The sequence below is a fragment of the Microvirga soli genome, assembly GCF_016734765.1.
GTDB classification, from domain to species: Bacteria; Pseudomonadota; Alphaproteobacteria; order Rhizobiales; family Beijerinckiaceae; genus Microvirga; species Microvirga soli.
This window is the reverse complement of the sequence record NZ_JAERQE010000030.1, coordinates 13758-36668: the sequence shown is the minus strand read 5'-3', so window position 1 is coordinate 36668 and position 22911 is coordinate 13758. Positions and strand designations below refer to the sequence as shown.

Below are 22911 nucleotides of genomic sequence, written 5' to 3'. Positions count from 1 at the left end.
GGACGAAGTACAGCGCAGATCCGATATGACAGCTGTGACCAATCTAATGCAACCGAACGCCAACCGGCACGTCACGATCAGGTCGGATCAGCATGACGTTGCCATCGGCATCGGGCACGCCGAGAGTCAGCACCTCCGATAGGAACGGGCCGATCTGCCGCGGCGGGAAATTCACCACCGCCAGCACGAGTGTCCCGACGAGATCCTCCGGTGTGTGGTTGATCGTGATCTGCGCCGACGAGCGCTTGGTGCCGATCTCCGGGCCCAAGTCGATGGTGAGTTTGAAGGCGGGCTTGCGGGCCTGCGGAAACGGTTCCACGGCAACGATGCGGCCGACACGGATGTCGACCTTCAGGAAATCGTCGAACTTGATCTGCGGCGAGATCGAAGGCGCCTGATCCATGCTACCCCTCTACGTCTTGTCAGATCGCCGCTGCGGGATTCTCCGCATCGCCGTTACCGTCCGCGGCGCGGCGTCGCTCGGAACGGGACGTGCGGCGCCCCTGCATGAACGCTCGCCCGACCGCGCGCAGCGGAGCGCTCAGGCGGCGCAGATCCTCAGCCCCTTCCAGAATGCGCTCGCCACGCCGCAATTCGCGATCGAGCCGCGCCATGGTCTTGGCCTGTGCGGGATCCTCATCGTCGAGCCATGTCCGCATGGTGTTGGCATAGACCAGCACCGCACCCTGAAGCTTCAGGGTACCAAGCGGTCCTTCCGTGTTGATGCCGGCGGCCGCGAGCATGAAGCGCTGGGAGTTGAGCGCCACCTGATTGAGCGCCGCAAGCGATACGGGATCGTATCGCAAGTCCTGTGAAATCCTGCGCAGCGCCTCCTTGTAGGGCTGCATCGCATCGAAGCGGCGCATCAGCACGTCGAAGATGCGCTCGCGTGCCGGCTCGCCGGCAAGGTCATCGGTGGTGCCTTCCAGCACCTGCTTGTCGATCATGCGGGACAACCCGCCGAGCACCGCGCCCTTGGAAGGAAAGAGATCGCGGAACTCCGCAAGGGAGACATTCGCCGCCTTTGCGATATCGGTGATCTCGATCTCATGCCAGGGACGCCGGGAGGCGAGATCCATGAGGGCTTCGACAATCGCCTTGCGCTTGTCCATCGGAGCTGTGGGAGCATCTGCCGTCACGATCAACCTCCTGAAAATAGGTCTTTGAGGTCTAATCTAGGGATCCGCGGCAGCAATCCCAAGGTTTACCCGCCCAAGACTCACCCGGCGAGTTCCTCCGCGCGCCGCTTGGCGGCGGCCACGGCTTCGCGCATGAGCGTCTTCATCCCGTTCGGATCCCGCATGAGCACGTCGAGCGCAGCCGCCGTGGTGCCGCCGGGAGAGGTGACGTTCTGGCGCAGCGTTGCGGGCGGCAGATCGCTCTGGAACAGGAGTTCTCCCGCCCCGGTGACGGTGGCGCGGGCCAAGCGCTCGGCAAGTTCCTTTGGAAGCCCGGCCGCCGCGCCTGCCTCGGCGAGGCATTCAACGAGATGGAACACATAGGCCGGCCCGGAACCCGACACCGCCGTGACGGCATCGATCAGGTCTTCCGTCGGCAGCCATTCGACGATGCCGTTGCTGGCGAGAAGCGCATGGGCCATGAGCCGCTGCTCTTCGTTCACCTGCTCGTTGATGGCCGCTCCCGTGGCTCCCCGGCCGATGCTGGCGGGCAGGTTCGGCATGGCACGCACGATGGCCCCCGCGGCGGGGAGCCTTGAACGCAGGTCGCCGATAGTTTTGCCGGCGAGGATCGAGATGATGAGGGTCCGGGACCCGAGGCAGGCGTTCACCGAAGATGCCGCTTCATCCAGCATCTGAGGCTTGGTGGCGAGCACCAGCACGTCGGGCGCGGCGGGGTTTCCCGGATTGAGGGCTATCCCCTGCTCCCGGCAGAACCGGGTCATCTCCTCCGACGGGCGTGGGTCTATGACCGTAACGCCCTGCGATCTCATGCCGACCTTGAGCCAGCCCTCCAGCATGGAGCCGCCCATTTTGCCGGCACCGATGAGGATGAGCGACGACGGGAGGTGCGAGGCGTTCGGCGACATGGGCTTACCCTGACGGAATAGAGACGGGAGGCCGCACTCTATTCAAGTCCGGGCAAACCTGTCGAGGTGCGCTCAGGCCTCGCCTTCGGTTTCAAACAGAACAGAGTCGAGGGCCTCACGGGCCGACTTTCCGGCCCAGATCACGAACTGGAAGGCCTGGAAGTAGCGCTCGCAAGCCTCCACTGCGACCCGTAGCATGGTCTCGCATTGCCCGTCCGTGGGATCGGCGCCGCCGGCGAGCAGAAGGGCGTGGCGGAACATCACCACATTCTCGGTGCTCCACAGGTCGAAATGCCCGACCCAGAGCTGCTCGTTGACGGCGGAGATGAGCTGGACGACCTCGGGCCGGCGCCGATCGGGAACCTTGAGGTCGAAGGCGCAGGCCATGTGCAGGGCCTCCACGTCCTCGATCCAGGTGAAGGCGACGTCGTAATCGGCCCAGCGTCCGGCGACGGATACGGACATCTCGTCCGCCTCGGCCCGGTCGAAGATCCAATGCCGCAGGGCAGCAAGACGCTCGACCACGTCGAGGGGGTGCTCAGCGCGGTCGATTTCAAGATGAATCTGCGACATGTCGATCCGATCAACTCAATCGCGCGAACATGGTAAACACATCCGGGCAATACCATTGCGTCAATCCGGGCAAACTCCGGAGAAAGACCTCGGAATACCTTCGGTATTCGCAAGCCCCGCCCCAGCAACCTCGAATCAGCTCATGATCGACAGTCTTAGATTTCGGCCCCCGTCACAATGCGCCGGATTCACCTGTCCACAACAGGAGCCCCGCGCCGGATGCAGGCCGGCTTTTCACCCTCGTCAGGGTGTCGTGGCGCCCGTGCTGCCCGTTGCCGTCAGCTTCGCCTCAAGTTCCTTCACCCGGGCGTCAAGCCGCTCGTTCTCCTCGCGGGCGGCGACAACCATCTCGCGCAGAACCTCCACTTCCTCGCGGGTGGCCACGTCCATGTCCTTGATCAGCCGCTCGAACTGGCTGCGGACCACGCTCTCGACCTCGCGCCGGACGCCCTGGGCAGCACCTGCGGCATCGGTGGCAAAGCGGGCGAGTTCATCGAAGATCCGGTTGGACGATTGGGTCATGGGTCTTTCCACAGCGCACATTGGGCTCATCGGCCCTGGAGCGCCACACATGGGCGCATTCGCCCGAAACTGCAACAGGGTTGACGATCCGCGGCTGACGGGTCCAATGGCAGCCCGTTCGATCAAGGCCCGCTCATGCCGCTCTCCTTTCCGCTCATCGACCCGATCGCCATCTCCATCGGCCCCATTGCGATCCGCTGGTATGCGCTGGCCTATGTGGCCGGCCTCCTGGGCGGCTGGTTCTATGCCAAGCGCCTGGCCGCAAAGGCCGATCTCTGGGGCGGCCTGAAGCAACCGAAGTCCATCGACGTGGACGATCTCATCGTGTGGGTGGCCCTCGGCGTCGTGCTGGGGGGGCGCATCGGCTACGTGCTGTTCTACAACCTAAGCTCCTACCTCTCCCAGCCTCTGGAGATCTTCGCGGTCTGGCGCGGCGGCATGTCCTTCCACGGTGGTTTCCTCGGCGCCGTGCTCGCCATCGTGCTGTTTGCCCGCTCGCGCGGGCTCAACCCGCTCGCCATGCTCGACATGGCCGCCGTGGTAACGCCCATCGGGCTGTTCTTCGGCCGCATCGCCAACTTCATCAACGGAGAGCTGTGGGGCCGGCCGGCACCCGACTTTCCCTATGCGGTGGTGTTCCCCCATGCAGGCCCGGTGCCGCGCCACCCGAGCCAGCTCTATGAGGCTTTCGGCGAGGGTCTGATCCTGTTCATCGTCATGGCTTTCGCCGCACGGCGCTTCGGCTTCCGCAGACCGGGTCTTCTCGGCGGCATCTTCGTACTGGGCTATGCGCTCGCCCGCATCGTGTGCGAGTTCTTCCGCGAGCCGGACGAGCAGCTCGGCTTCCTCTTCGGCTCCTCCGTGCAGGCGCTGGGCGGCGGCATCACCATGGGCATGCTGCTCTCGATTCCCATGGTGCTCGTGGGCGCGGTAGCTATCGTGCTGGCGGCGCGGGGCTTCACGCGGCCCCGGCATGCGGTCGAGGCGGCGTGAAGGCGCTGAAGGAGACCTTGCGCGAGCTGATCGCCCTCGAAGGGCCGATCACGGTCGAGCGCTACATGAGCCTGTGCCTCCGGCACTATTACGCCACCCGCGACCCGCTGGGCGCTGCCGGCGACTTCACCACGGCGCCCGAGATCAGCCAGATGTTCGGTGAGCTGATCGGCCTGTGGATGCTGGAGATCTGGAATGGCATGGGCCGCCCTGCCCCGTGCCGTCTTGTGGAACTCGGGCCTGGACGCGGCACCCTGATGGCGGATCTGCTGCGGGCGACAAAGCTCCTGCCCGATTTCAAGGAGGCCGCCACCGTTCACCTGGTCGAGACGAGCCCTTCCTTGAGGCAGCGCCAGCAGGCCGCCCTCACCCCGTCCGGATTTGAAATCAAATGGCACGACAGGCTCGAGGGCGTGCCTGCAGGTCCCATGCTCCTCGTCGCCAACGAGTTCTTCGATGCGCTTCCGGTGCGCCAGTTTTTGGCCACCGAGCGCGGCTGGTGCGAGCGCCTCGTGGGCCTCGACGGGGAACACCTGACGTTCGGCCTGCGCCCGGAGCCGGAACCCGCTCTCGGCAACCCGCTGCGGCTCGGCGATGTTCTCGAATGGCCCGCCGCCTCGGTGGACGTGATGGGCCCACTCACCGGGAGGCTCGCCCGCGATGGAGGAGCCGCCCTGATCCTCGATTACGGCTATTGGGGCCCGGCCTTCGGCGACACCCTGCAGGCACTGAAGAGCCATCGGTCTGTCGATCCGCTTGAGGAGCCGGGCGAGGCTGATCTCACCACCCATGTGGACTTCCACCGCTTGGCTCAGGCTTCCGCGGCACAAGGTGCTCGGGTTCACGGCATCGTTGCTCAGGGTGATTTCCTTCAAGCCCTCGGAATCGAGGCCCGTGCCGAGGCCTTGAAAGCGCGCGCCACCCCGGCGCAGGCCGCCGATATCGACCAGGCCCTCGCTCGCCTCACAGAGCGTGGGGCGACCGGCATGGGAGAGCTGTTTAAGGCTTTGGCCGTTACACATGAAGCGATCCAAACCGTGCCCGGATTGCCCGCCCTGCCCTTCTCTTCGTAAGATCGCCCCATGTTCATCCAAGCTCCTGCCCTCTCCTCCCAGTCGAATATCCGCCACGCCTTCTTCACGCGGGAAGGCGGCGTCTCGGAAGGGATCTATGCTTCGCTCAATGGCGGCGTCGGCTCCTCCGATGATCCGGAAAAGGTGCAGGAAAACCGCCGGCGCATGGCCGAGGCTCTTAGCGTCGCGCCGGATGCGCTGATCAGCGTCTATCAGGTTCACTCGCCCGATGCGGTGATCGTGGAAGGCCCCTGGAAGACCGAGCGTCCGAAGGCCGATGCCATGGTGACCTCGGTGCCGGGCCTTGCACTGGGCATCACTACGGCGGATTGCGGGCCAGTCCTCTTTGCCGACGCGCAGGCCCGCGTGATCGGAGCGGCCCATGCGGGCTGGCGCGGGGCAGTGACGGGCGTTCTCGAGTCCACAATCGCCGCGATGGAGCGCCTCGGAGCAAGGCGCGAAAGCATCGTCGCGGTGCTCGGGCCCACGATCAGCCAGAAGGCCTATGAGGTCGGCCCCGACTTTATCGAGCGCTTCAGCAAGGAGGCTCCAGGCCACGAGCGCTTCCTGAGGGAGGCGGAGAGGCCAGGACATGCCATGTTCGACCTCCCGGGCTTTATCGGTGCCCGCCTTGAAGCGGCGGGGATCGGCGCTTTCACGGATCTTGGGCTCTGCACCTATTCCGACGAGGAGCGCTTCTTCAGCTATCGCCGCACCACCCACCGCCAGGAGCCGGATTACGGCCGCCTGATCTCGGCGATCGCGCTCACTCCTTGATGCCCGCCACGTCCGGCGTTTCCCAGGCGAGGTGCTGGCCGCCATCGACGGCGATCATCTGGCCGGTGACGCTGCCGGCTTTCGCAAGGTAGAGCACCGCGTCGGCGATCTCGTCCGGCGTTCCGCCATGGCCCAGCAGCACGGCGCTGCTCTGCTTGTCGAAGTCCTCATCCCCCTGGCGCACGTTCGACAGGGTGGGCCCGGGTCCGATGGCATTGACGCGGATCCGCGGCGCCAGGGCCTGGGCCATGGTCTGGGTGGCGGTGAAGAGAGCAGCCTTCGTCAGCGTGTAGGAGAAGAACTGCGGCGTCAGCTTCCAGACCCGCTGGTCGACGATGTTGACGATGCACCCCTGGGCCTCGGCAGGTAGTTGATGAGCGAAGTCCCGGGCCAGGAAGGCCGGCGCCCGGAGATTGACGGCAAAGTGCCGGTCCCACCGCGCCTGCGTCAGAGTCTCGATCTCGTCGGGCTCGAATTCGGAAGCATTGTTGACCAGAAGAGTCAGCGGACCCAGCGCCCGTACGGCCTCCGGTACAAGGCGTTCGACGGCATCGGCTTCGGCCAGATCGGCTTGCACGACAGCCGCTTCGCCGCCTGCCTGCCTGATCCGGTCGGCCATGCGCTCAGCCTCATCTGCGGAGCGGCGGCAGTGGATCGCTACCGCGTAGCCCTCGGCGGTGAGTCGTTCGACGATTCGACGCCCGATACGTTGGGCCCCACCCGTCACGAGGGCTGCTTTTTTCATGTCCGGCCTCTTGAAATGTAAGTATGTAGCGTAAATTAGCAGTCTTCGCCAAGAAAATGACATTTTTTCACTGTGGCGTCGAACCAATGGCTAAGCTGTGCGTTGTAGGCCTAGCGATGTCGCAAGGGGTTCATCTGCGTATTGCCGCCACAATCCTGCCACAGCACTTCTTGGCTGCTGTGGTTGTGAGGTCACAGCCCTCGCGAGGTTGTCGCTCTATAAATGGGGAGTGCCCGGCTTGAACCGACGTTAAGTGGGTCGAGCTGGCATGACATCGATTAGGAAAGAGAAACCATGAAGAAGATTCTTCTCGCCAGCGTCGCCCTCTTCGGCTTCGCCGGGGCTGCCTCCGCTGCGGACCTGCCCATGCGCGCTGCTCCGCCGGCTCCGATCATTGCCGCTGCTCCGCTCTTCACCTGGACCGGCTTCTACGTCGGTGTGAACGCCGGCTACGGCTGGTCGAACGACGACTTCGACTCCGTTGACCTGGCTGACGAGGATGACGACGGCGGCTTCGTCGGCGGCGCCCAGGTTGGCTACAACTACCAGATCGGCTCGTTCGTGGTCGGTCTCGAAGGCGACATCCAGTACGCCGACTTCGGCTCTGAAGGCGCCTTCATCGGCACCGACGGCGCCACCTACGACCTCGACCGCAGCGACTGGTTCGGCACGGTGCGTGCTCGCGCCGGTGTGGCCTTCGACCGCGCTCTGATCTACGCCACCGGCGGCTTCGCGTTCGCGGACGACGCCAATGGCTGGACCGTGGGTGGTGGTGTGGAGTACGCCTTCACCAACAACCTATCGGCCAAGATCGAAGGCCTGTACGTCAACCTCGACAACGACGACGACTTCCCGGGCTTCGACGGCGAGACCGACTTCGGCGTCATCCGCGCCGGTCTGAACTTCCGCTTCGGCACCTACTAAGACCCGTCTCACCTGAGACAGATCAAGGCCCGGGTAACCCCCGGGCCTTTTTCGTTTCAGGGCGTCACCCTTGTCTTGGCATAGGCCGGAACGCGAGCTTCGAAATCGGCAACCCATGCCACGAGCTTCGGATAGCTCTCGCGCCAGCGTCCGCCGAAACGCAGGTCGAGATAACCCAGGGCGCAGGCGAGAGCGATCTGGCCGATATGCAGTCTCTGGCCGGGCGCAGACAGATGCGCCTCCGCATGATCGAGACCGCGGCGGACCTTGTCGGCCTGATGATCGACCCATTTCGGCTCGCGCTTGTCCTCCTGGCGGAAGCGGCCCTCGTAGACCTGCAGCAGCGCCGCATCCATGATGCCATCGGCCAACGCCTGATCGCGCAGGGCTGTAAACCGCTCCGGCCCGTTCGGGATGACGCGCCCGCCGCCGGCCAGATGATCGAGATAATCCACGATCACGCGGGAATCGTAGAGCACATCCCCGTTCTCGAGGATGAGCGCTGGGATCTTGCCGAGCGGGTTCTGCTGGCGGATCGAATCCTCAGGGTTCAGCGTGTCCGCATCGACAATCTCAAGTCGGTCGGACAGGTTGAGGATCGCGGCGGAGAGCTTCACCTTGCGGCCGAAAGGCGACGCGGGCGAAGAGCGGAGAACGAGCATGAGCAAACTCCTGAATTGAAGAGAGTGGGGCCAGTCATGAACGCTCATGGCGCCTGCGGCAATCCGCTTTAAGCAGGGGGACCGAAGGCTTCACAGCGATAAGCCCCGTAACCGCTGCGCGACAGGCGCTCCGCCAAGGCCGGCAGAAGAATCTCCGCCTCCTCCCTCAACGACCATGGCGGATTGAGAATGAAGAGCCCGCTGCCGTTGAGCCGTGATGTATCGCGGGGATCGTCCACGTAGAGTTCAAGCCGCAGGCCCGGACGCGAACTCTCCCGATGGAGGCGCTCGGCCACAGCATTGACGGGCCCGACGTCTTTCACAGGATACCACCCGGCATAGACCCCAGTCGGCCATTTCCTCAGAGCGGCGAGAAGTTCGGTACCGAGGCGTTCCAACTCGTTGGGCTGTTCATAAGGAGGATCAATCAGGACCAGACCGCGCTTCTCCTTGGGTGGGATGAGGGCATGCAGCGCCGTCCAGCCATCGAGATGCATGGCCTTCAGGTTGGAGACCTCGTTGAAGGCCTCGCTCAGCACGGCGTGGTCGGCCGGGTGGAGTTCGACGAACACGCCCCGGTCGTGCCGCCGCAGAACCTCGCGCACGATGCCGGGGGAGCCGGGATAGATGGTCTCGCCGTGCCGGGCACGTACATCGGCAATAACCTTGCGATAAGGAGCCAGAATCTCCTCCGCGCCCGGGGCAAGGGCTTCGTCCAGGCGCCCGATTCCGTCGATCCACTCCCCGGTTCGCCCGGCCTCGTCGCCCGTCAGATCGTAGAGGCCAATGCCCGCATGGGTGTCGATGACGCGAAGCGGCGTCTCCTTGCGCTGCAGATAACTGATGATCCGCACCAGAAGGGCGTGCTTCATGACATCGGCGAAATTGCCGGCGTGAAAGGCGTGACGGTAATTCATGTCTGTCCTACGGCATCGGGCCAAATGCAGGCCGCACGTTCAGGAGATGCGCTATCTGACCGCCGGGACCGTGATCTCGCCCGCGCGGCAGCTGTCGCGATCGACCTCGGGACACTGACGGAAACCGCGCAGGTCCTTGCCGAGGCAGATGCGCACCTCCTGAAAGATGCGCCGGCCGCAGGAAACCGAAATCATGTCGGGACGCAAGCCCGGATTGGCGTTCAGGAAAGCCTGCTCGATCTCGCTCGGCAGCACCCGCGGGCGGCTGTCCAGTCCCTTGAAGCTCTCGGGGATGCGCACGAGCTCACGGGCGCGTCGAACGGCCTGGAAATAGCCGCTTGGGGATTCTCCCGTGCAGGTTCCATGCTTGCGCCACTGGTAACGGGCCAAGTTGCCGTCCGGGAAGAGGCCCTCGGCCTCAGCGATCGCCGCCTGCGGCACGAAGCGCCCGCTGGGCTCACAGAAGCTGGGATAGCCCTTCTCGTTCTGCGGCCACAGGCCATGGGTGACGAAGCCGAGACCGCTGCCGCTGTCGCATTGCCGGTTCCGGCTGCCGCTGTTCTCGCAGAAGCCCGGCGACCAGGAGAGTGCGAGCACGTAGAAGTCGAACTGCCCCATGGGGGCGCCCCGCGCCTCCCGCGGTCCCTGGGCCACTGTCGGAGAGAGCAGGAGAAAGCAGGCGCCTGCAAACGAGAGGCACCACCGTAGGATCAAGGAGCGGCCTGCTTGCAATGAGGCGCGAAGGCATAATGGCGGTCGAAGCCGTCCACGCAGGCTTCCGTGTCCCAGCCGATGCCGATGAACCCGAGATCCTCACGGATCGAGAAGTTGATCTTGTGCTTGTAGCCGTCGGACACGACCACCGTACCGGTGCAGTAGCGACGGGGGATATAGTCGAGACCCCAGGGGCGCCAGGCGACCTGCTGCACCCGCTCGAAGGCGACGATCTGCAGGTTGGAGTTCCAGAACTTGTGTTCCTTGTTCTGGAAATTGACGCTGATGTCTTGGAGCACGGACGGATCGGCGCAGGCCGGCAGCGAGGCGTCGAAAGGCTCTTCCCGCCGCTCCGCAGGTGTGATCTCGCGAGCCATCGCAGGTGCGCTCAACATCATGCAGGAGATGAAAGCCGCCAGCCACTTCATTCGGATGCTCCAACAGGTCTTCGGATTGTGTTCCATCGACCATGTGGGCGATCCCTGAGAAGGTCAAGGCTCCGCTTGTGGTTTAATAGATGGCGTGGCGGTTCAGCATCATCGGCGCACCGGTCGGATGGGCCTGCGGCCGTGGCGGAGCATAGGTCTGCTCCGGAGGCCGGGCGGGCGGCGAGTAACGAGGGGATGGCGAGCCTCCTGAAGCACCCGGACCGGGCAGGTCGGCCGCGTAGCCGTTCGAGGACGAATAGCGCTGCACCGGAGCCGACAGATTGGGGGTCGGCGGAGGCGCGGGCGGGATGTAGGCCTCCCCTTCCGGCACGTCCTGCTCAAGATCGACCGGGGCCAGATCGCCCGCCTCAGCGGCGCTCTGGAGCACCTCCTGGCTCTTTTCGGGGTCGATGCGCGGCGCAAACTTCAGGATCGGCTTGCAGATGCGCCGCTGCCCTTTCGGGTCGTGGCGTGCCAGGTCGATGTGGAAATGATCGTAATGGAAGGCATCGGAGCCAGGCCCGAGTACCGTCGTGAAATAGCGGCAGGCACCGACGAAGGCCTCACGCAGGAACTCCTGCTCCACAGGGTCCTGGCCCCGCCACCCCTTCACGACCGAAATCTCGCGACCGTCAGCCAGAACGAAGCCCATGACATCGAGGGCATTGCCGAAGGAATGCTCCGAGAGCTTGGCACCCCGCTGGTTGTTGCGCGGGCGGCAGGAATAGGAGCCCGCCTTGATGTCGGCGAGCGGTACACCGAAGTACATTTCGGCGGCGGGCCTCACGATCTCGTCGAGCCAGGTATCGATCCGCGGGATGATCGGGCAGGCAAGCGTCACCTTCGACTTCAGGCCGACAGCGCCATTGTTGAAGGCCGAGACCTTGAACGGGTAATCCATGCCGCAGACGCCGGGACCTTCGATCTTCGAGCTCAGGGCCATGTAGGCGGAAGGCTGGACGAGCCGCTGCGACAGGCAAGCCTCCTCGGCCTGCGCGCGCCAAGGCTCGCGCTGCTCGAACCGAAACAGTCCGCAACCGGTAACTCCGAGCCCAATGAGCGATAAGGCAAAAAACGCAACTAACCCACGACGCATGAGCGGAGAGTATGACCGGGGCCGTAAACATCTCGTCAACGGCGCTGTTCTCGGCTCGGCGGAGAGCGCCGATTCGGACGGTTTTCACCCGTTTGTCCCCATATAGCCGTGCAAAAAACCGGGTGCGTCACAATGGAGCAGGAACTTTTTTTACCTGAAGCTGAAAACGATTACGTGTCAACAAAAACAAGATGTTAACTTTTCGTTAATCATATTTCCGGTTCGCCCGAGCAGCCCCTAGCTCCTCGGAGGCGCTTCTCACGACCTCTCAGATTTGGTAACTTGCCTATCTATTCAGAGAGGGAGTTAATCCCTCGTACCGAGAGGGGCTTAGCATGCATCTGACGGCGAACCTGGACTGGACGTCCAAGCTCAATATCGCGGCTGTTTGCGTGTCCTCATCCTTCATCCTCGCGATCGTTACCGGCCTTCTCTGAGACGAGACCCTGCGGTTCCTGGCGAACCGCTCGACAAACTTCATGGTTCCTCCGCGCTGCCGCACTACCGGCAGCTTTTTTTATGCCTCAGGGCACGGTGCCTCCGTGAGGCTCCAGGACATGACGTTGATCTCCATCTGGCATTGGGCGAGCCGTGGCCCGTCGGCCGTTTTCAGGCACACCTTCTCTCCCGGGGCGAACATCTTCCCTTGCGCCCGGCAGTAGCAGTCGAGCGGATTGTGATCGGGAGCTTGAGCCTGCTGGGGAAGCACCGGCCGCTCATGGGCATCTGCAGGGGTCAAAATCATCAGGCCGAGAACGAAGACCACGCTGCGCATAAGGCATCTCCGCGTGTCGTTTGAGCAGGAATGCTCCTCCTGTCATCGGTCCGCGTCAAGCAGGAGATCAGGCCCACCGCTCCATTGCCCGGTCGTCAGCCTCCTTGGCCTCGACCCAGGCGCCTGTTGTGCCGTCCTTGAGATGCTCGCGCTTCCAGAAGGGAGCCTGCGTCTTGAGATAATCCATCATAAACGACGCTGCCTCGAAGGCCGCCGCTCGATGGGCGCTGGCGGCCAGAACCAGCACGATCTCCTCGCTGGGAGAAATCCGGCCGAAGCGGTGAATGACCGTAAGGCCCAGCAGGGGCCAGCGGCTCTCCGCCTGCCCGGCGATCCGGTCGATCTCGGCCTCGGCCATACCGGGGTAGTGCTCAAGTTCGAGAGCCGTGAGCCGCCCGCCCTCGTCCCGGCACAGACCCGTGAAGGCGACCAGAGCGCCGATATCCGCTCTTCCCAGGGTCAGGGCAGCCGTCTCGGCGGCGACATCGAAGGGCTCAGGCTGGATGCGGATCGTGCGGATCATGGCGGTGCCGCCCCTCGAGGGACTAACCCCCGGTCATCGGCGGGAAGAAGGCGATCTCCCGCGCACCGGCAATGGAGGCTTCGGGCTTGACGTGGACATGATCGATGGCGGCCCGGACGACGCCCTCGTTCTCGAATGCGTAGCCGTATTCTTCGCCCCGGCCTTTGAGCCAGCGCACCAGATCGGCCACGGTCCCGACGTTCTCCGGCACCTCGATGTCCTCGTCCGTCTTGCCGACGCGTTCGCGGACCCATGCGAAATAGACGAGCTTCACGGCCTTCAGCCCTCATCCATGAGATGATGGATACCGTTCTTGAAGTAGTCCCAGCCGGTATAGAGCGTCAGAACGGCCGCCACCCAGAGCAGGATGATGCCGATGAGCGTATTGTTAGGCAGGACCGTCTCGCCGGCCGGGCCTGCGATCAGGAAGCCCAGCGACACGAGCTGCAGGGTGGTCTTCCACTTGGCTACCCGGCTCACGGGAACGCTGACCTTCAGCTCCGCCAGGAACTCGCGCAGGCCCGAGACCAGGATCTCGCGGCACAGGATCACGATGGCAGCCCAAAGAGACCAGCCGTGGATCGTGCCGACCGCCACCAGCATCAGGAGGCATGCGGCCACGAGCAGCTTGTCGGCGATGGGATCGAGCATGCGCCCGAGGGCCGATTGCTGCCCATAGGTGCGCGCCACGTAGCCGTCCAGGTAGTCGGTGATGGCAGCCACCGCAAAGACCATCAGCGCCGCCCAGCGGGACCAATGGTCCTCGGGCCAGAACAGGAGGCCGACCACGGCCGGCACCGCCACAAGCCGCCCGTAGGTCAGCATGTTGGCCAGGTTGAAGGCCTTCGAGCGGCCTATGGAAGAAGCACTCTTCATAGCACCCGCAGGAAGCATGAGGATGGACACTCCGTCAATCGCGGAGCGCCGCAATTGCACACCGTCACCCTTACGTGAACAGCATTGCGCAGGATTCAACCCCGTTCATGGAAGAAGTCATGGACCGCACGGGCCGTGGCGGCATTCACCCCGGGGGCCTTCATCAGATCCTCCAGGGCGGCCCGCTGGATCGCCTTGACGGTTCCGAAATGATGCAGGAGCGCCCGCTTGCGGGTCGGCCCGATGCCAGGAATCTCATCGAGCGGGTTCTTCACCAGTTCGCGCTTGCGCTTGGCCCGGTGCGCCCCGATGGCGAAGCGATGCGCCTCGTCGCGCAGGCGCTGCACGAAGTAGAGCGCCGGATCCCGGGGCGGCATCTTGAAGGGGGGCTGGTCCGGCTTGAAGAAGGTCTCGCGGCCCGCATCGCGGTCGCGCCCCTTGGCGATGCCGATCAGGGCCACATCGTCCTCACTGACGCCGACCTCCGCAAGCGCCTGGCGTGCGGCCTCGAGCTGCCCCTTACCACCGTCGATCAGCACCAGATCGGGCCAGGCGGGAAACCCGTCATCTCCCTGTGCGGCGCCATCCCCATCGGCAGCTCGCGGCTCCTCCTTCACCAGGCGGGCGAAGCGGCGTTGGAGCATCTCGCGCATCATCCCGTAATCGTCACCCGGCTTCAGGTCCTCCGACTTCATGTTGAAGGTGCGATAGTGCTGCTTCATGAAGCCGTTGGCGCCTGCCACCACCATGGCACCCACGGCGTTGGTGCCCATGATATGCGAGTTGTCGTAGACCTCGACCCGCCGGGGTGGCTTTTGCAGGCCGAAGGCCTGGCCGAGGGAGACGAGGAGCTTCTGCTGCGAGGCCGTATCGGCGAGCCGCCGGCCGAGCGCCTCGCGGGCATTGCGAAGCACATACTCGATGAGCTGACGCCGCTCGCCGCGCTGCGGCGCGTGGATCTCGACCTTCGTGTCGGTCTTGGTCGAGAGCGCGGCCGCCATCAGCTCCGCATCCTCGATCTCGTGCGAGAGCAGGACGAGGCGCGGCGCGGGCTTGTCGTCGTAGAACTGAGCGATGAAGGAGCCGAGAACTTCCTCCCGGCTCATGGATTTGTCGGCCTTCGGAAAGTAAGCGCGGTTGCCCCAGTTCTGCCAGTTGCGGAAGAAGAACACCTCGACGCAGAACTGTCCGGCCTGCTCGTCGAGGGCGAACACGTCCGCCTCCTCCACCGACTGGGTGTTGATGCCCTGCACACCCTGGATGGCAGAAAGCGCTGCCAAGCGGTCGCGGCAGCGCGCCGCGCGTTCGAATTCAAGCTCTTCTGCGGCCTGCTGCATCTCTTCCGTAATGCGCTGCTTCACCGCGTTCGACTTGCCTGAGAGGAAAGCCCGCGCCTCGGCGGCAAGCCCGGCATAATCCTCGTGCGAGATCTCGTTGGTGCAGGGACCCGAGCAGCGCTTGATTTGGAACAGCAGGCACGGCCGCGTGCGGTTCTCGTAGTAGCTGTCGTTGCAGGAGCGCAGCAGGAAGGCGCGCTGGAGCGCATTGATGGTGCGGTTTACCGCCCAGACGCTGGCGAAGGGTCCGTAATAATCGCCCTTGCGCTTTCTCGCGCCGCGATGCTTCACGAGCTGCGGCGCCTCGTGGTCTGCGGTGAGCAGGATATAGGGCAGCGACTTGTCGTCCCGCAGCAGCACGTTGTAGCGGGGTTTGAGCTGCTTGATGAGGTTGGCCTCGAGCAGCAGCGCCTCGGTCTCTGTCGCCGTGGTGACGAACTCCATCGACGAGGTTTCGCCGATCATCCGGGCGATGCGGTTGGAATGGGCCTGACCACGGGCATAGGAGCCCACGCGGTTCTTCAGGCTCTTCGCCTTGCCCACATAGAGAACGTCGCCCTTGGCATCTAGCATGCGATAGACGCCGGGCGCGTTGGGAAGCGTGTTCCAGAAATGCCGGATCACCTCCGTGCCGCGCTGCACCGACCCCGGATTGGCCTCCAGGTCGAACTCGACGTCCGAGCCGCTCTCAAGGGCGACAGACTGATCGTCTTCCTCGTTGTCCAGAATATCCGGCGGGACGTCATTGGTGGTGTTGCGACTCATGAGGGAGATTTAAGGGTTCGGGAGGGGTGAGGAAAGTACCGCCGACGAACTGGCGCAGTCTTGCCATTCGGTCTAAACCGCCAAGCTCCTGGAACTCAGCGGAGCCGGTCATGCGCCTGTCGATCGTCACATCAGCCGTCGTTGCGGCCTTAGTGGGGTTCGGTAGCACGATCGCGATCATCATCGCGGCCGCTCAGGCCGTGGGCGCCGATGCGGCGCAGACCTCCTCCTGGGTGGCGGCCCTGTGCCTCGCCATGGCGGCGACGAGCGGTTTCTTGAGCGTCCGCTACCGGATGCCAGTCATTACCGCCTGGTCGACACCCGGGGCTGCCCTCATCGCAGCCTCGGCTGGCATTTCGATCCATGCCGCTGTCGGCTCCTTCCTGCTCGCGGCCGCCCTTATCGTGCTGGCCGCCATCATCAAGCCGTTCGGTCGCGCCATCGAGCGCATTCCCACCTCCATCGCGGCCGCGATGCTGGCGGGGGTGCTCCTCCAGTTCGTCGTCGGGGTATTCCAGAGTGCTCAGGGTGCGCCCGGTCTCGTGCTGCCCCTCGTGGCCATCTTCCTGGTGGTGCGGCTCTTCAACCCGGCACTCGCGGTGCTGGCCGTGCTGTTCGTCGGCCTCGGCATCGCCTTCGGCAGCGGTATGGCGCAGCCGCTGACATCGACCTTAAGCCTCTCCTCCTTGACCTTCATCGCGCCGGCCTTCGAGCCCACGGCCCTGATCGGGCTGGGGCTCCCCCTGTTCCTGGTGACCATGGCGTCCCAGAACCTGCCGGGCTTCGCCGTGCTCAAGGCCTCCGGATACCAGCCCCCTTCCCGCCCGATCCTGGCCGTAACGGGATTAGCCTCCATGGTCACTGCCCTCTTTGGTGCCCACACGAGCAACCTCGCGGCCATTTCGGCGGCGATCTGCACCGGGCCCGACACCCATCCCGATCCTTCGAAGCGCTGGATGGTCGGCCCCTTCTACGCCTTGAGCTACCTGATCTTCGCTGCCTTCAGCGCCGCGCTGATCGGCTTGATCGCCGCGCTGCCGCCGGAGCTCATCAAGACCGTGGCCGGACTGGCCCTCCTCGGCGCGTTCGCGGGTGCCCTGGGTTCCGCCCTCTCCGAGGGGGCCAAGGTCTTTCCAGCTGTGATCACGCTGGCGGTGACGGCCTCCGGCCTCACGCTTTTCGGCATCGGCTCCGCCTTCTGGGGACTGGTGGCGGGTCTCGTCACCCTGGGGCTCGACTCGCTGGCAATTCGTCTGCGGCAGCGCGGCTGATCTGGACTGGCGCCTCCGTTAAGCTTAAGACTTCGTTACGAAGAAACAAGAACGGGGGCTCTCATGGGTGGGATGACGCATGCACGGCTTGGCGCAATCGCGCTGACGATGGCTCTGGGAGCCTGCCAGGGCACATTCAGCGCATCGCCCGAGGGCATCCCCGTCGCCCTTGAGAGCATCGACGGGGCACCGGTTCCGATCCGCGCCGCCTTGACCGAGGAACTCGCCACTGCGGCCACCGACCGCAAGGTCGACCTTGTCGGGGCCAGCGCCGAGGCACGCTATCGGGTCCGCGGCTATCTCTCGACCGCGACCGAGAACGGCGAAACCAAGGTGGCTTATGTCTGGGACGTATTCGATTCCCAGAAGCGCCGGGCCAAGCGCCTGGAGGGGTCGAGCCCCGTTCCAGCCGCCTCCATCTCGTCCCTCGACAAGCAGGCTCTCGCCACGCTGGCCCAGGCCAGCATGGGCGAAATCGCCGAGTTTCTGAGCGCGACCAAGTCGGAGAGACCCTCAACGGCAGAAGCGCCAATTCAGACTGCGGAAGTCCTAACCACAGAGACTTCGCCCGAGGAGGACGGAGTTGCAATGCAATGACCGCATGGCAACAACCCGGTTTTGCGGCCCACCAAAGCCGCTCACATGTATTGTGACGGTTTGATATCGCTGCTAAGACCCTTGCGCCCGGCCGCGCAGAGATCACGGCGTTGCGCAGCGGGCTTTGTCGATCACACAGAGCCAAAGTTGCTTTCATGAAGCTCGTTGCGGGAAATTCCAATCGTCCGCTGGCGGAGGCTATCTCCGCCTACCTCAATGTTCCCCTGGCAAAAGCTCAGGTGAAGCGCTTCGCGGACATGGAAGTGTTCGTCGAGATCCAGGAGAATGTGCGCGGCGAGGACGTGTTCATTATCCAGTCGACCTCGTATCCCACGAACGACCACCTCATGGAGCTTCTGATCATCACCGATGCGCTGCGCAGGGCCTCGGCCCGCCGCATCACGGCGGTGATCCCCTATTTCGGCTATGCCCGGCAGGACCGGAAACCCGCCTCTCGCTCGCCGATCTCGGCCAAGCTTGTCGCCAACATGATTACCCATGCGGGCGTCGATCGCGTTCTGACGCTGGATCTCCATGCCGGTCAGATCCAGGGCTTCTTCGATATTCCGACCGACAACCTCTTCGCCGCGCCGATCCTGGCGCGGGACATCAAGGAGCACCTCGACGGCGGCAACCGGATGGTGGTCTCGCCGGACGTGGGAGGCGTGGTGCGCGCCCGTGCGCTCGCCAAGCGCATCGACGCCCAGCTCGCCATCGTCGACAAGCGCCGCGATCGTCCGGGTGAGTCCGAGGTGATGAACATCATCGGCGACGTGTCCGGCCGCTCCTGCATCCTGGTCGACGACATCGTCGATTCCGGCGGCACCCTGGTGAATGCCGCTGATGCCCTCCTCGCCAACGGGGCGAAGGAGGTCTACGCCTACATCACCCACGGTGTGCTGTCCGGCGGCGCCGTGGCCCGCATTGCCAGCTCCCGCCTGAAGGCGCTCGTGATCACCGATTCCATCATGCCGACCGAGGCGGTGAAGGCGGCCCACAACATCCGGGTCATCTCCATCGCGTCCCTGATGGGAGAAGCCATCGGCCGTACCGCTACGGAAAGCTCGGTGTCGAGCCTGTTCGACTAAACTCTATCGTGGACGCATGACCAGCCATGGGGTGGGGACAGCTCTCCACTCCCAGACGGCGAGAAGCTGGTCGAGATGGCCGAGTTTCTCGAGCCATGGCGGCAGCTTCGGGACCACGGTCCGCGCCTGCCTCTCCTCGACAATGTGTGTGCTCTCGAAGCGCTCCGCCAGCGCCCTCACCGTCCGCTCCTGCCCCGGATGGACCTCGACGACGAGATCGAGCCAGCGGAAGTCCCCTGCCTGAGGGTCGAGCAGATCGAACTCTGCGCCCTCGCAATCCATGACGAGCAGCCCCTTCGGTTGGCGCCCGAGCTTCACGTCAAATTCGTTATCCACAAGGCTCACATGCTGCGCCCCGAAGCGCTCGCGAAGATCAATTCGCGTCTCGACACCGTTCAGGCGGGCCAGTTCCAGGCATTTTCCACGGGCTATGGGATCGATGTCCCAGGCCAACACTGTCGTGTCAGGCAATAGCCGCGCGCATCCGACCGCATAGAAGCCTTCAGCACAGCCGACATTGAGAACGACGTCGTAGCCACTTTTGGGTGCGGCGAGGAAGACCTCGTGCAGGGCTGTTTCGTAGACTCCGAGCAGCTTGGGCGCAATGCCGCCCTCGGATGGGGCCGCCACATAGGTCATGCCCTTGAAGGGGCCGTCCTGAATGACGGTGTCCGAATGGGCCACCAAGGTCGACCCGATGAGCTGGGAGCGCCATTTGGCGAGAGCCCGGAGGGTCTGCTCAAGCTTCTGCCTCTCCGGCAGGTTCGAGCCCACAATTCTCGTGATATGGTCTAAGGCAACCTGATCCAGGCCCATTTTCGGTTCTCATTGGCGGCATTCCGGACGCAATACTATATGATACAAAGTAGCAGCCAAAGTCATTGTCTTCCGGTATATTTACCGCTATAAGCCGCCTCGCGCCCGCTCGACACCCTTGGAGGCACGGGCGCTGACCTCATGGCCGCAGATAGGTTTCAAGACCTTGGCGGCCATCGGTTTTTCCAATCCATTGATCAAGGACCACGACCATGAGCGAAGTAAAGCAAATCAAGGCCGTGGCGCGCGACCGGGCCGGCAAGGGGGCCGCCCGGGCCGTTCGTCGCCAAGGCCAAGTTCCCGCCGTCATTTACGGAGCCGGCCAGCCGGCCCAGGCGATCGCCCTCGACTTCAACCAGACCAAGCAGCTGATTTTCGCCGGTCACTTCCTGACCACGATCTTCGAGATCGACGTGGACGGCAAGAAGACCCGCGCCATTCCGCGCGACTACCAGCTCGACCCGGTCCGTGACTTCCCGGTCCACATCGACTTCCTGCGTCTTGCGCAGGGCCAGTCGATCAAGGTCGTGGTTCCGGTGCACGTGGTCGGCCAGGAGAAGAGCCCGGGCCTGAAGCGCGGCGGCGCTCTCCAGATCGTCGAGCACTCGGTGGAACTGCTCGTTCCGTCCGACTCGATCCCGGACTACATCGAGGCATCGGTCGATGGTCTCGATATCGGCTCCTCGATCCACCTCAACGACATCAAGCTGCCGAACGGCGCCAAGGCGACATCCACCGAGAACGTGACCCTGGTCACCGTCGTGGCCCCGACCGGCCTCACGGAAGAGGACGCAGCTCCGGCTGCCGAGGCCACTCCCGCGGCCTAATGGGCTTGATCGGGCGTTTACTGAGCCCATCGATCGGCTTTAACGCTCCGACCGCAAGGCCGGAGCGTTTCTTATGAGCAGGACCAAGCGATGCGCCTCTTCGTCGGCCTGGGCAATCCCGGATCCCGCTACGCCAGGAACCGCCACAATATCGGGTTCATGGCCGTGGACGAGATTGCGCGCGCACACAACGCCGGCCCCTGGCGCAAGCGCTTCCACGCGGAGGCAGCCGATGCGGTGATCGGGGCTGAGAAGGTGCTGCTGATCAAGCCGCAGACCTACATGAACCTGTCGGGGCAGTCCGTGGGAGAGGCGCAGAACTTCTTCAAGATCCCGCTCCACGACGTGACGGTCTTCTACGACGAGCTCGATCTGCCGCCGGCCAAGCTGCGCGTGAAGATCGGCGGCGGCAATGCGGGCCATAACGGCCTGCGTTCGATCTCCGCCCATTGCGGCAACGATTACCGCCGCGTGCGCCTCGGCATCGGCCATCCCGGTCACAAGGCACTGGTGCAGAGCCATGTGCTGGGCGATTTCGGAAAAAGCGAAGAGGCCTGGGTCGATGACCTGTGCCGGATCATCGCGGACAGCGCCGCCCTTCTCGCCAAGGGTGAGGACGGCAGCTTTCAGAACAAGGTCCACCTCGCCATGGAGGCGAGAGGCTGGACGGATGTGAAGCGGCCTGGAGAAAAGGCTGCTGAAGGCAAGAACAACGCCGGCTAGACACCGGCCATCAAAGGAGTGAGGCCATGGGCTTCAAAATGGGCATCGTCGGCCTGCCGAATGTGGGCAAGTCCACCCTCTTCAACGCCTTGACGCAGACGGCCGCCGCGCAGGCTGCCAATTACCCGTTCTGCACCATCGAGCCGAACGTGGGCGACGTGGCGGTGCCGGACGACCGGCTCGACCAGCTCGCGGGCATCGCCAGCTCGGCTCAGATCATCCCGACCCGCCTCACCTTCGTGGATATCGCAGGCCTCGTGCGCGGCGCGTCCCGCGGCGAAGGCCTGGGCAATCAGTTCCTGGCTAACATCCGTGAAGTCGATGCCATCGCCCATGTGGTGCGCTGCTTCGAGGACACGGACATCACGCACGTGGAAGGCAAGATCGACCCGATCGCCGACATCGAGACCATCGAGACCGAGCTGATGCTGGCCGACCTCGACAGCCTCGAGAAGCGCGTCACCGCGCTCGAGAAGAAGGCCAAGGGTAACGACAAGGAGGCGAAGGAAACCCTCGACCTCGTCAACCGCACCCTGCCCCTGCTGCGCGAAGGAAAGCCCGCCCGCATGGTGGAGCGCAAGGTCGAAGAGGAGCGTCTGTTCCAGATGCTGGGTCTCCTCTCCTCCAAACCCGTTCTCTACGTGTGCAACGTGGAGGAGGCCTCCGCCGACCAAGGCAACGCCTTCTCGGCCAAGGTTTTCGAGCGGGCCAAGGAAGAGGGTGCGAAAGCCGTTGTCGTCTCGGCCAAGATCGAGAGCGAGATCGCCGTTCTGCCGCCCAGCGAGCAGACGGATTATCTCGAAGCCGTCGGCCTTGAAGAGCCCGGCCTCAACCGCGTGATCCGCGCCGGCTACGAACTGCTCGGGCTGATCACCTACTTCACCGTCGGCCCGAAGGAAGCCCGTGCCTGGACGATCACCAAGGGCACCAAGGCTCCCGGCGCTGCCGGCGTGATCCACACGGATTTCGAGAAGGGCTTCATCCGCGCCGAGACCATCGCTTATGCCGATTACACTTCGCTCAAGGGCGAAGCCGGTGCGCGCGATGCTGGCAAGCTGCGGCTGGAGGGCAAGGAATACATCGTCCAGGACGGCGACGTGATGCACTTCCGGTTCAATACGTAAAAGCTGTCGGAATCCTGAACGCGGGCTTTTTCGCCCGTTCAGGACCATGATGCGACAAAGCCTGCATGGAGGGTGGCTTCATGCAGGCTTTTTTAGAGACTTTCTTTTCTCCGGGCTTTGGTAGCGCCGAGTTCTTCGTCGGCGTGCTCATGGCTTGCGGCTTTCTCATGATCGGCATCTCGTCCCTGCTGCCCAAGCGCGGCGATGACGAGCTTGAGTGGTGGGAGCGTTAAGCTAAGCCTTAAGGCAGCCGCAGCGCCTTCGGTCCGATCCCGAGGCCGATCTGCAGGCTATCCGCTATGCGCCCTGCCCGATCCACGAAGAAGGCCGCCACATCCGGTTCGAAGATTTCACCCGCGGTCTGCTCGAACAGCGCCAGCCAGCGTGAAAAAAGCTCCGGCGTGAGACTCATGCCCATATGGGCCGCCTGCGGCTTGCCCTGGTAGCGCCCGGTCCGCAGCGCAATCGACGACCAGAAATCCACCATCAGGGCCAAGTGCTTGCTCCATCGTCCGGAGAGCGCGTTGTGAAAGAGCGGCCCGAGTTCCGGATCGCGAATCACCCGGTCGTAGAAGGTTTCCACCAGTAGCCGGATCATCTCCTCCGTCACGCCCTCGGCCGGGCTGATGATCGGGATGCTGCGCCCTGTGGCTGACTGCGCCAAAGCGGATCTCCTCAAAACCGAACAGGATGGAGGCACGATGCTCCATCCTGTTTC

29 protein-coding genes are annotated in these 22911 nt (G+C 64.0%); 11 read left to right on the top strand and 18 right to left on the bottom strand.

The window, feature by feature from the left end; genetic code table 11:
• Positions 1 to 43 precede the first annotated feature (43 nt).
• From JKL45_RS20740 to JKL45_RS20720, 5 genes are all read right to left on the bottom strand, one after another.
• The gene (locus tag JKL45_RS20740) at positions 44 to 403 is read right to left on the bottom strand and encodes a tRNA-binding protein (protein WP_201863483.1); all 360 of its coding nucleotides are present in this window, start codon (positions 401 to 403) and stop codon (positions 44 to 46) included.
• A gap of 19 nt (positions 404 to 422) precedes the next feature.
• Entirely contained in the window at positions 423 to 1112 is a 690-nt protein-coding gene (locus tag JKL45_RS20735; protein WP_210345853.1) for a TetR/AcrR family transcriptional regulator, read from the bottom strand.
• 107 nt (positions 1113 to 1219) lie between these two features.
• Positions 1220 to 2047 (bottom strand): pyrroline-5-carboxylate reductase, encoded by an 828-nt coding sequence (proC, locus tag JKL45_RS20730; protein ID WP_201863481.1) that lies wholly within the window; start codon positions 2045 to 2047, stop codon positions 1220 to 1222.
• Positions 2048 to 2119: 72 nt separating this feature from the next.
• The gene (locus JKL45_RS20725) at positions 2120 to 2620 is read right to left on the bottom strand and encodes a type III secretion system chaperone family protein (protein WP_201863480.1); all 501 of its coding nucleotides are present in this window, start codon (positions 2618 to 2620) and stop codon (positions 2120 to 2122) included.
• 243 nt (positions 2621 to 2863) lie between these two features.
• Positions 2864 to 3142 carry an accessory factor UbiK family protein gene (locus JKL45_RS20720; RefSeq protein ID WP_201863479.1) on the bottom strand — a complete coding sequence of 93 codons (279 nt, stop codon included), beginning with the start codon at positions 3140 to 3142 and terminating at the stop codon, positions 2864 to 2866.
• 135 nt (positions 3143 to 3277) lie between these two features.
• Between JKL45_RS20720 and lgt the strand changes: the two genes are divergently transcribed.
• The 3 genes from lgt to pgeF are packed head-to-tail and all read left to right on the top strand — an operon-like array spanning position 3278 to position 5985.
• Entirely contained in the window at positions 3278 to 4135 is an 858-nt protein-coding gene (gene lgt, locus JKL45_RS20715; RefSeq protein WP_201863478.1) for a prolipoprotein diacylglyceryl transferase, read from the top strand.
• Positions 4132 to 5208, top strand: coding sequence for a class I SAM-dependent methyltransferase (locus JKL45_RS20710; RefSeq protein WP_312897000.1), 1077 nt, complete (start codon positions 4132 to 4134; stop codon positions 5206 to 5208). Before lgt ends, JKL45_RS20710 begins: the two co-directional genes overlap by 4 nt.
• Before the next feature lie 9 nt (positions 5209 to 5217).
• A complete protein-coding gene (pgeF, locus tag JKL45_RS20705) occupies positions 5218 to 5985 on the top strand; it encodes a peptidoglycan editing factor PgeF (protein WP_201863477.1) in 768 nt (255 codons plus the stop codon).
• Here pgeF and JKL45_RS20700 read toward each other — a convergent pair.
• On the bottom strand, positions 5975 to 6730 hold the full coding sequence (locus tag JKL45_RS20700; RefSeq protein ID WP_201863476.1) for an SDR family oxidoreductase: 756 nt from the start codon (positions 6728 to 6730) through the stop codon (positions 5975 to 5977). The genes pgeF and JKL45_RS20700 overlap by 11 nt on opposite strands.
• A 294-nt stretch (positions 6731 to 7024) precedes the next feature.
• Here JKL45_RS20700 and JKL45_RS20695 point away from each other — a divergent pair, with 294 nt between their 5' ends.
• A complete protein-coding gene (locus tag JKL45_RS20695; RefSeq protein ID WP_201863475.1) occupies positions 7025 to 7654 on the top strand; it encodes an outer membrane protein in 630 nt (209 codons plus the stop codon).
• A 56-nt stretch (positions 7655 to 7710) separates the two neighbouring features.
• On the opposite strand, the gene JKL45_RS20690 is transcribed toward JKL45_RS20695, so the two are convergent.
• From JKL45_RS20690 to uvrC, 10 genes are all read right to left on the bottom strand, one after another.
• Positions 7711 to 8316 (bottom strand): glutathione S-transferase family protein, encoded by a 606-nt coding sequence (locus JKL45_RS20690; protein ID WP_201863474.1) that lies wholly within the window; start codon positions 8314 to 8316, stop codon positions 7711 to 7713.
• A 68-nt stretch (positions 8317 to 8384) separates the two neighbouring features.
• Positions 8385 to 9233, bottom strand: coding sequence for a 23S rRNA (adenine(2030)-N(6))-methyltransferase RlmJ (locus JKL45_RS20685; protein WP_201863473.1), 849 nt, complete (start codon positions 9231 to 9233; stop codon positions 8385 to 8387).
• Between the two features lie 51 nt (positions 9234 to 9284).
• Positions 9285 to 9947 carry a ribonuclease T2 family protein gene (locus JKL45_RS20680; protein ID WP_201863472.1) on the bottom strand — a complete coding sequence of 221 codons (663 nt, stop codon included), beginning with the start codon at positions 9945 to 9947 and terminating at the stop codon, positions 9285 to 9287.
• Entirely contained in the window at positions 9944 to 10375 is a 432-nt protein-coding gene (locus tag JKL45_RS20675; protein WP_201863471.1) for a hypothetical protein, read from the bottom strand. The genes JKL45_RS20680 and JKL45_RS20675 overlap by 4 nt, the downstream gene beginning before the upstream one ends.
• 82 nt (positions 10376 to 10457) lie before the next feature.
• Positions 10458 to 11471 carry an extensin-like domain-containing protein gene (locus JKL45_RS20670; RefSeq protein ID WP_201863470.1) on the bottom strand — a complete coding sequence of 338 codons (1014 nt, stop codon included), beginning with the start codon at positions 11469 to 11471 and terminating at the stop codon, positions 10458 to 10460.
• A 517-nt stretch (positions 11472 to 11988) separates the two neighbouring features.
• A complete protein-coding gene (locus JKL45_RS20665; RefSeq protein ID WP_201863469.1) occupies positions 11989 to 12246 on the bottom strand; it encodes a hypothetical protein in 258 nt (85 codons plus the stop codon).
• A 67-nt stretch (positions 12247 to 12313) separates the two neighbouring features.
• Positions 12314 to 12769: a molybdenum cofactor biosynthesis protein MoaE gene (locus JKL45_RS20660; RefSeq protein WP_201863468.1), complete on the bottom strand. Its 456-nt coding sequence runs from the start codon at positions 12767 to 12769 to the stop codon at positions 12314 to 12316.
• Positions 12770 to 12791: 22 nt separating this feature from the next.
• A complete protein-coding gene (gene moaD, locus JKL45_RS20655) occupies positions 12792 to 13043 on the bottom strand; it encodes a molybdopterin converting factor subunit 1 (protein WP_201863467.1) in 252 nt (83 codons plus the stop codon).
• A 5-nt stretch (positions 13044 to 13048) separates the two neighbouring features.
• A complete protein-coding gene (gene pgsA / locus JKL45_RS20650; RefSeq protein WP_246498736.1) occupies positions 13049 to 13645 on the bottom strand; it encodes a CDP-diacylglycerol--glycerol-3-phosphate 3-phosphatidyltransferase in 597 nt (198 codons plus the stop codon).
• Between the two features lie 95 nt (positions 13646 to 13740).
• A complete protein-coding gene (gene uvrC / locus JKL45_RS20645; RefSeq protein WP_201863465.1) occupies positions 13741 to 15747 on the bottom strand; it encodes an excinuclease ABC subunit UvrC in 2007 nt (668 codons plus the stop codon).
• Between the two features lie 110 nt (positions 15748 to 15857).
• Here uvrC and JKL45_RS20640 point away from each other — a divergent pair, with 110 nt between their 5' ends.
• The 3 genes from JKL45_RS20640 to JKL45_RS20630 all read left to right on the top strand — a co-directional run bounded on the left by JKL45_RS20640 (position 15858) and on the right by JKL45_RS20630 (position 18703).
• Positions 15858 to 17018, top strand: coding sequence for a benzoate/H(+) symporter BenE family transporter (locus JKL45_RS20640; RefSeq protein WP_201863464.1), 1161 nt, complete (start codon positions 15858 to 15860; stop codon positions 17016 to 17018).
• Positions 17019 to 17081: 63 nt separating this feature from the next.
• The gene (locus tag JKL45_RS20635; RefSeq protein ID WP_201863463.1) at positions 17082 to 17615 is read left to right on the top strand and encodes a hypothetical protein; all 534 of its coding nucleotides are present in this window, start codon (positions 17082 to 17084) and stop codon (positions 17613 to 17615) included.
• Positions 17616 to 17770: 155 nt separating this feature from the next.
• Entirely contained in the window at positions 17771 to 18703 is a 933-nt protein-coding gene (locus JKL45_RS20630; protein WP_201863462.1) for a ribose-phosphate pyrophosphokinase, read from the top strand.
• A 3-nt stretch (positions 18704 to 18706) separates the two neighbouring features.
• Here the strand turns inward: JKL45_RS20630 and JKL45_RS20625 are convergent, their stop codons facing one another.
• Positions 18707 to 19519, bottom strand: a complete 813-nt coding sequence (locus tag JKL45_RS20625) for a class I SAM-dependent methyltransferase (protein ID WP_201863461.1) — start codon at positions 19517 to 19519, stop codon at positions 18707 to 18709.
• A 212-nt stretch (positions 19520 to 19731) separates the two neighbouring features.
• Here JKL45_RS20625 and JKL45_RS20620 point away from each other — a divergent pair, with 212 nt between their 5' ends.
• The 4 genes from JKL45_RS20620 to JKL45_RS20605 all read left to right on the top strand — a co-directional run bounded on the left by JKL45_RS20620 (position 19732) and on the right by JKL45_RS20605 (position 22426).
• Complete coding sequence (locus JKL45_RS20620; protein ID WP_201863460.1) at positions 19732 to 20346, top strand: 50S ribosomal protein L25/general stress protein Ctc; 615 nt, start codon at positions 19732 to 19734, stop codon at positions 20344 to 20346.
• A gap of 90 nt (positions 20347 to 20436) precedes the next feature.
• A complete protein-coding gene (gene pth / locus JKL45_RS20615; protein WP_201863459.1) occupies positions 20437 to 21069 on the top strand; it encodes an aminoacyl-tRNA hydrolase in 633 nt (210 codons plus the stop codon).
• Positions 21070 to 21095: 26 nt separating this feature from the next.
• Positions 21096 to 22193: a redox-regulated ATPase YchF gene (gene ychF, locus JKL45_RS20610; protein WP_201863458.1), complete on the top strand. Its 1098-nt coding sequence runs from the start codon at positions 21096 to 21098 to the stop codon at positions 22191 to 22193.
• A gap of 80 nt (positions 22194 to 22273) precedes the next feature.
• Positions 22274 to 22426 (top strand): hypothetical protein, encoded by a 153-nt coding sequence (locus tag JKL45_RS20605; RefSeq protein WP_201863457.1) that lies wholly within the window; start codon positions 22274 to 22276, stop codon positions 22424 to 22426.
• Between the two features lie 8 nt (positions 22427 to 22434).
• On the opposite strand, the gene JKL45_RS20600 is transcribed toward JKL45_RS20605, so the two are convergent.
• Positions 22435 to 22857 carry a group III truncated hemoglobin gene (locus JKL45_RS20600; RefSeq protein WP_201863456.1) on the bottom strand — a complete coding sequence of 141 codons (423 nt, stop codon included), beginning with the start codon at positions 22855 to 22857 and terminating at the stop codon, positions 22435 to 22437.
• Positions 22858 to 22911: the final 54 nt, after the last annotated feature.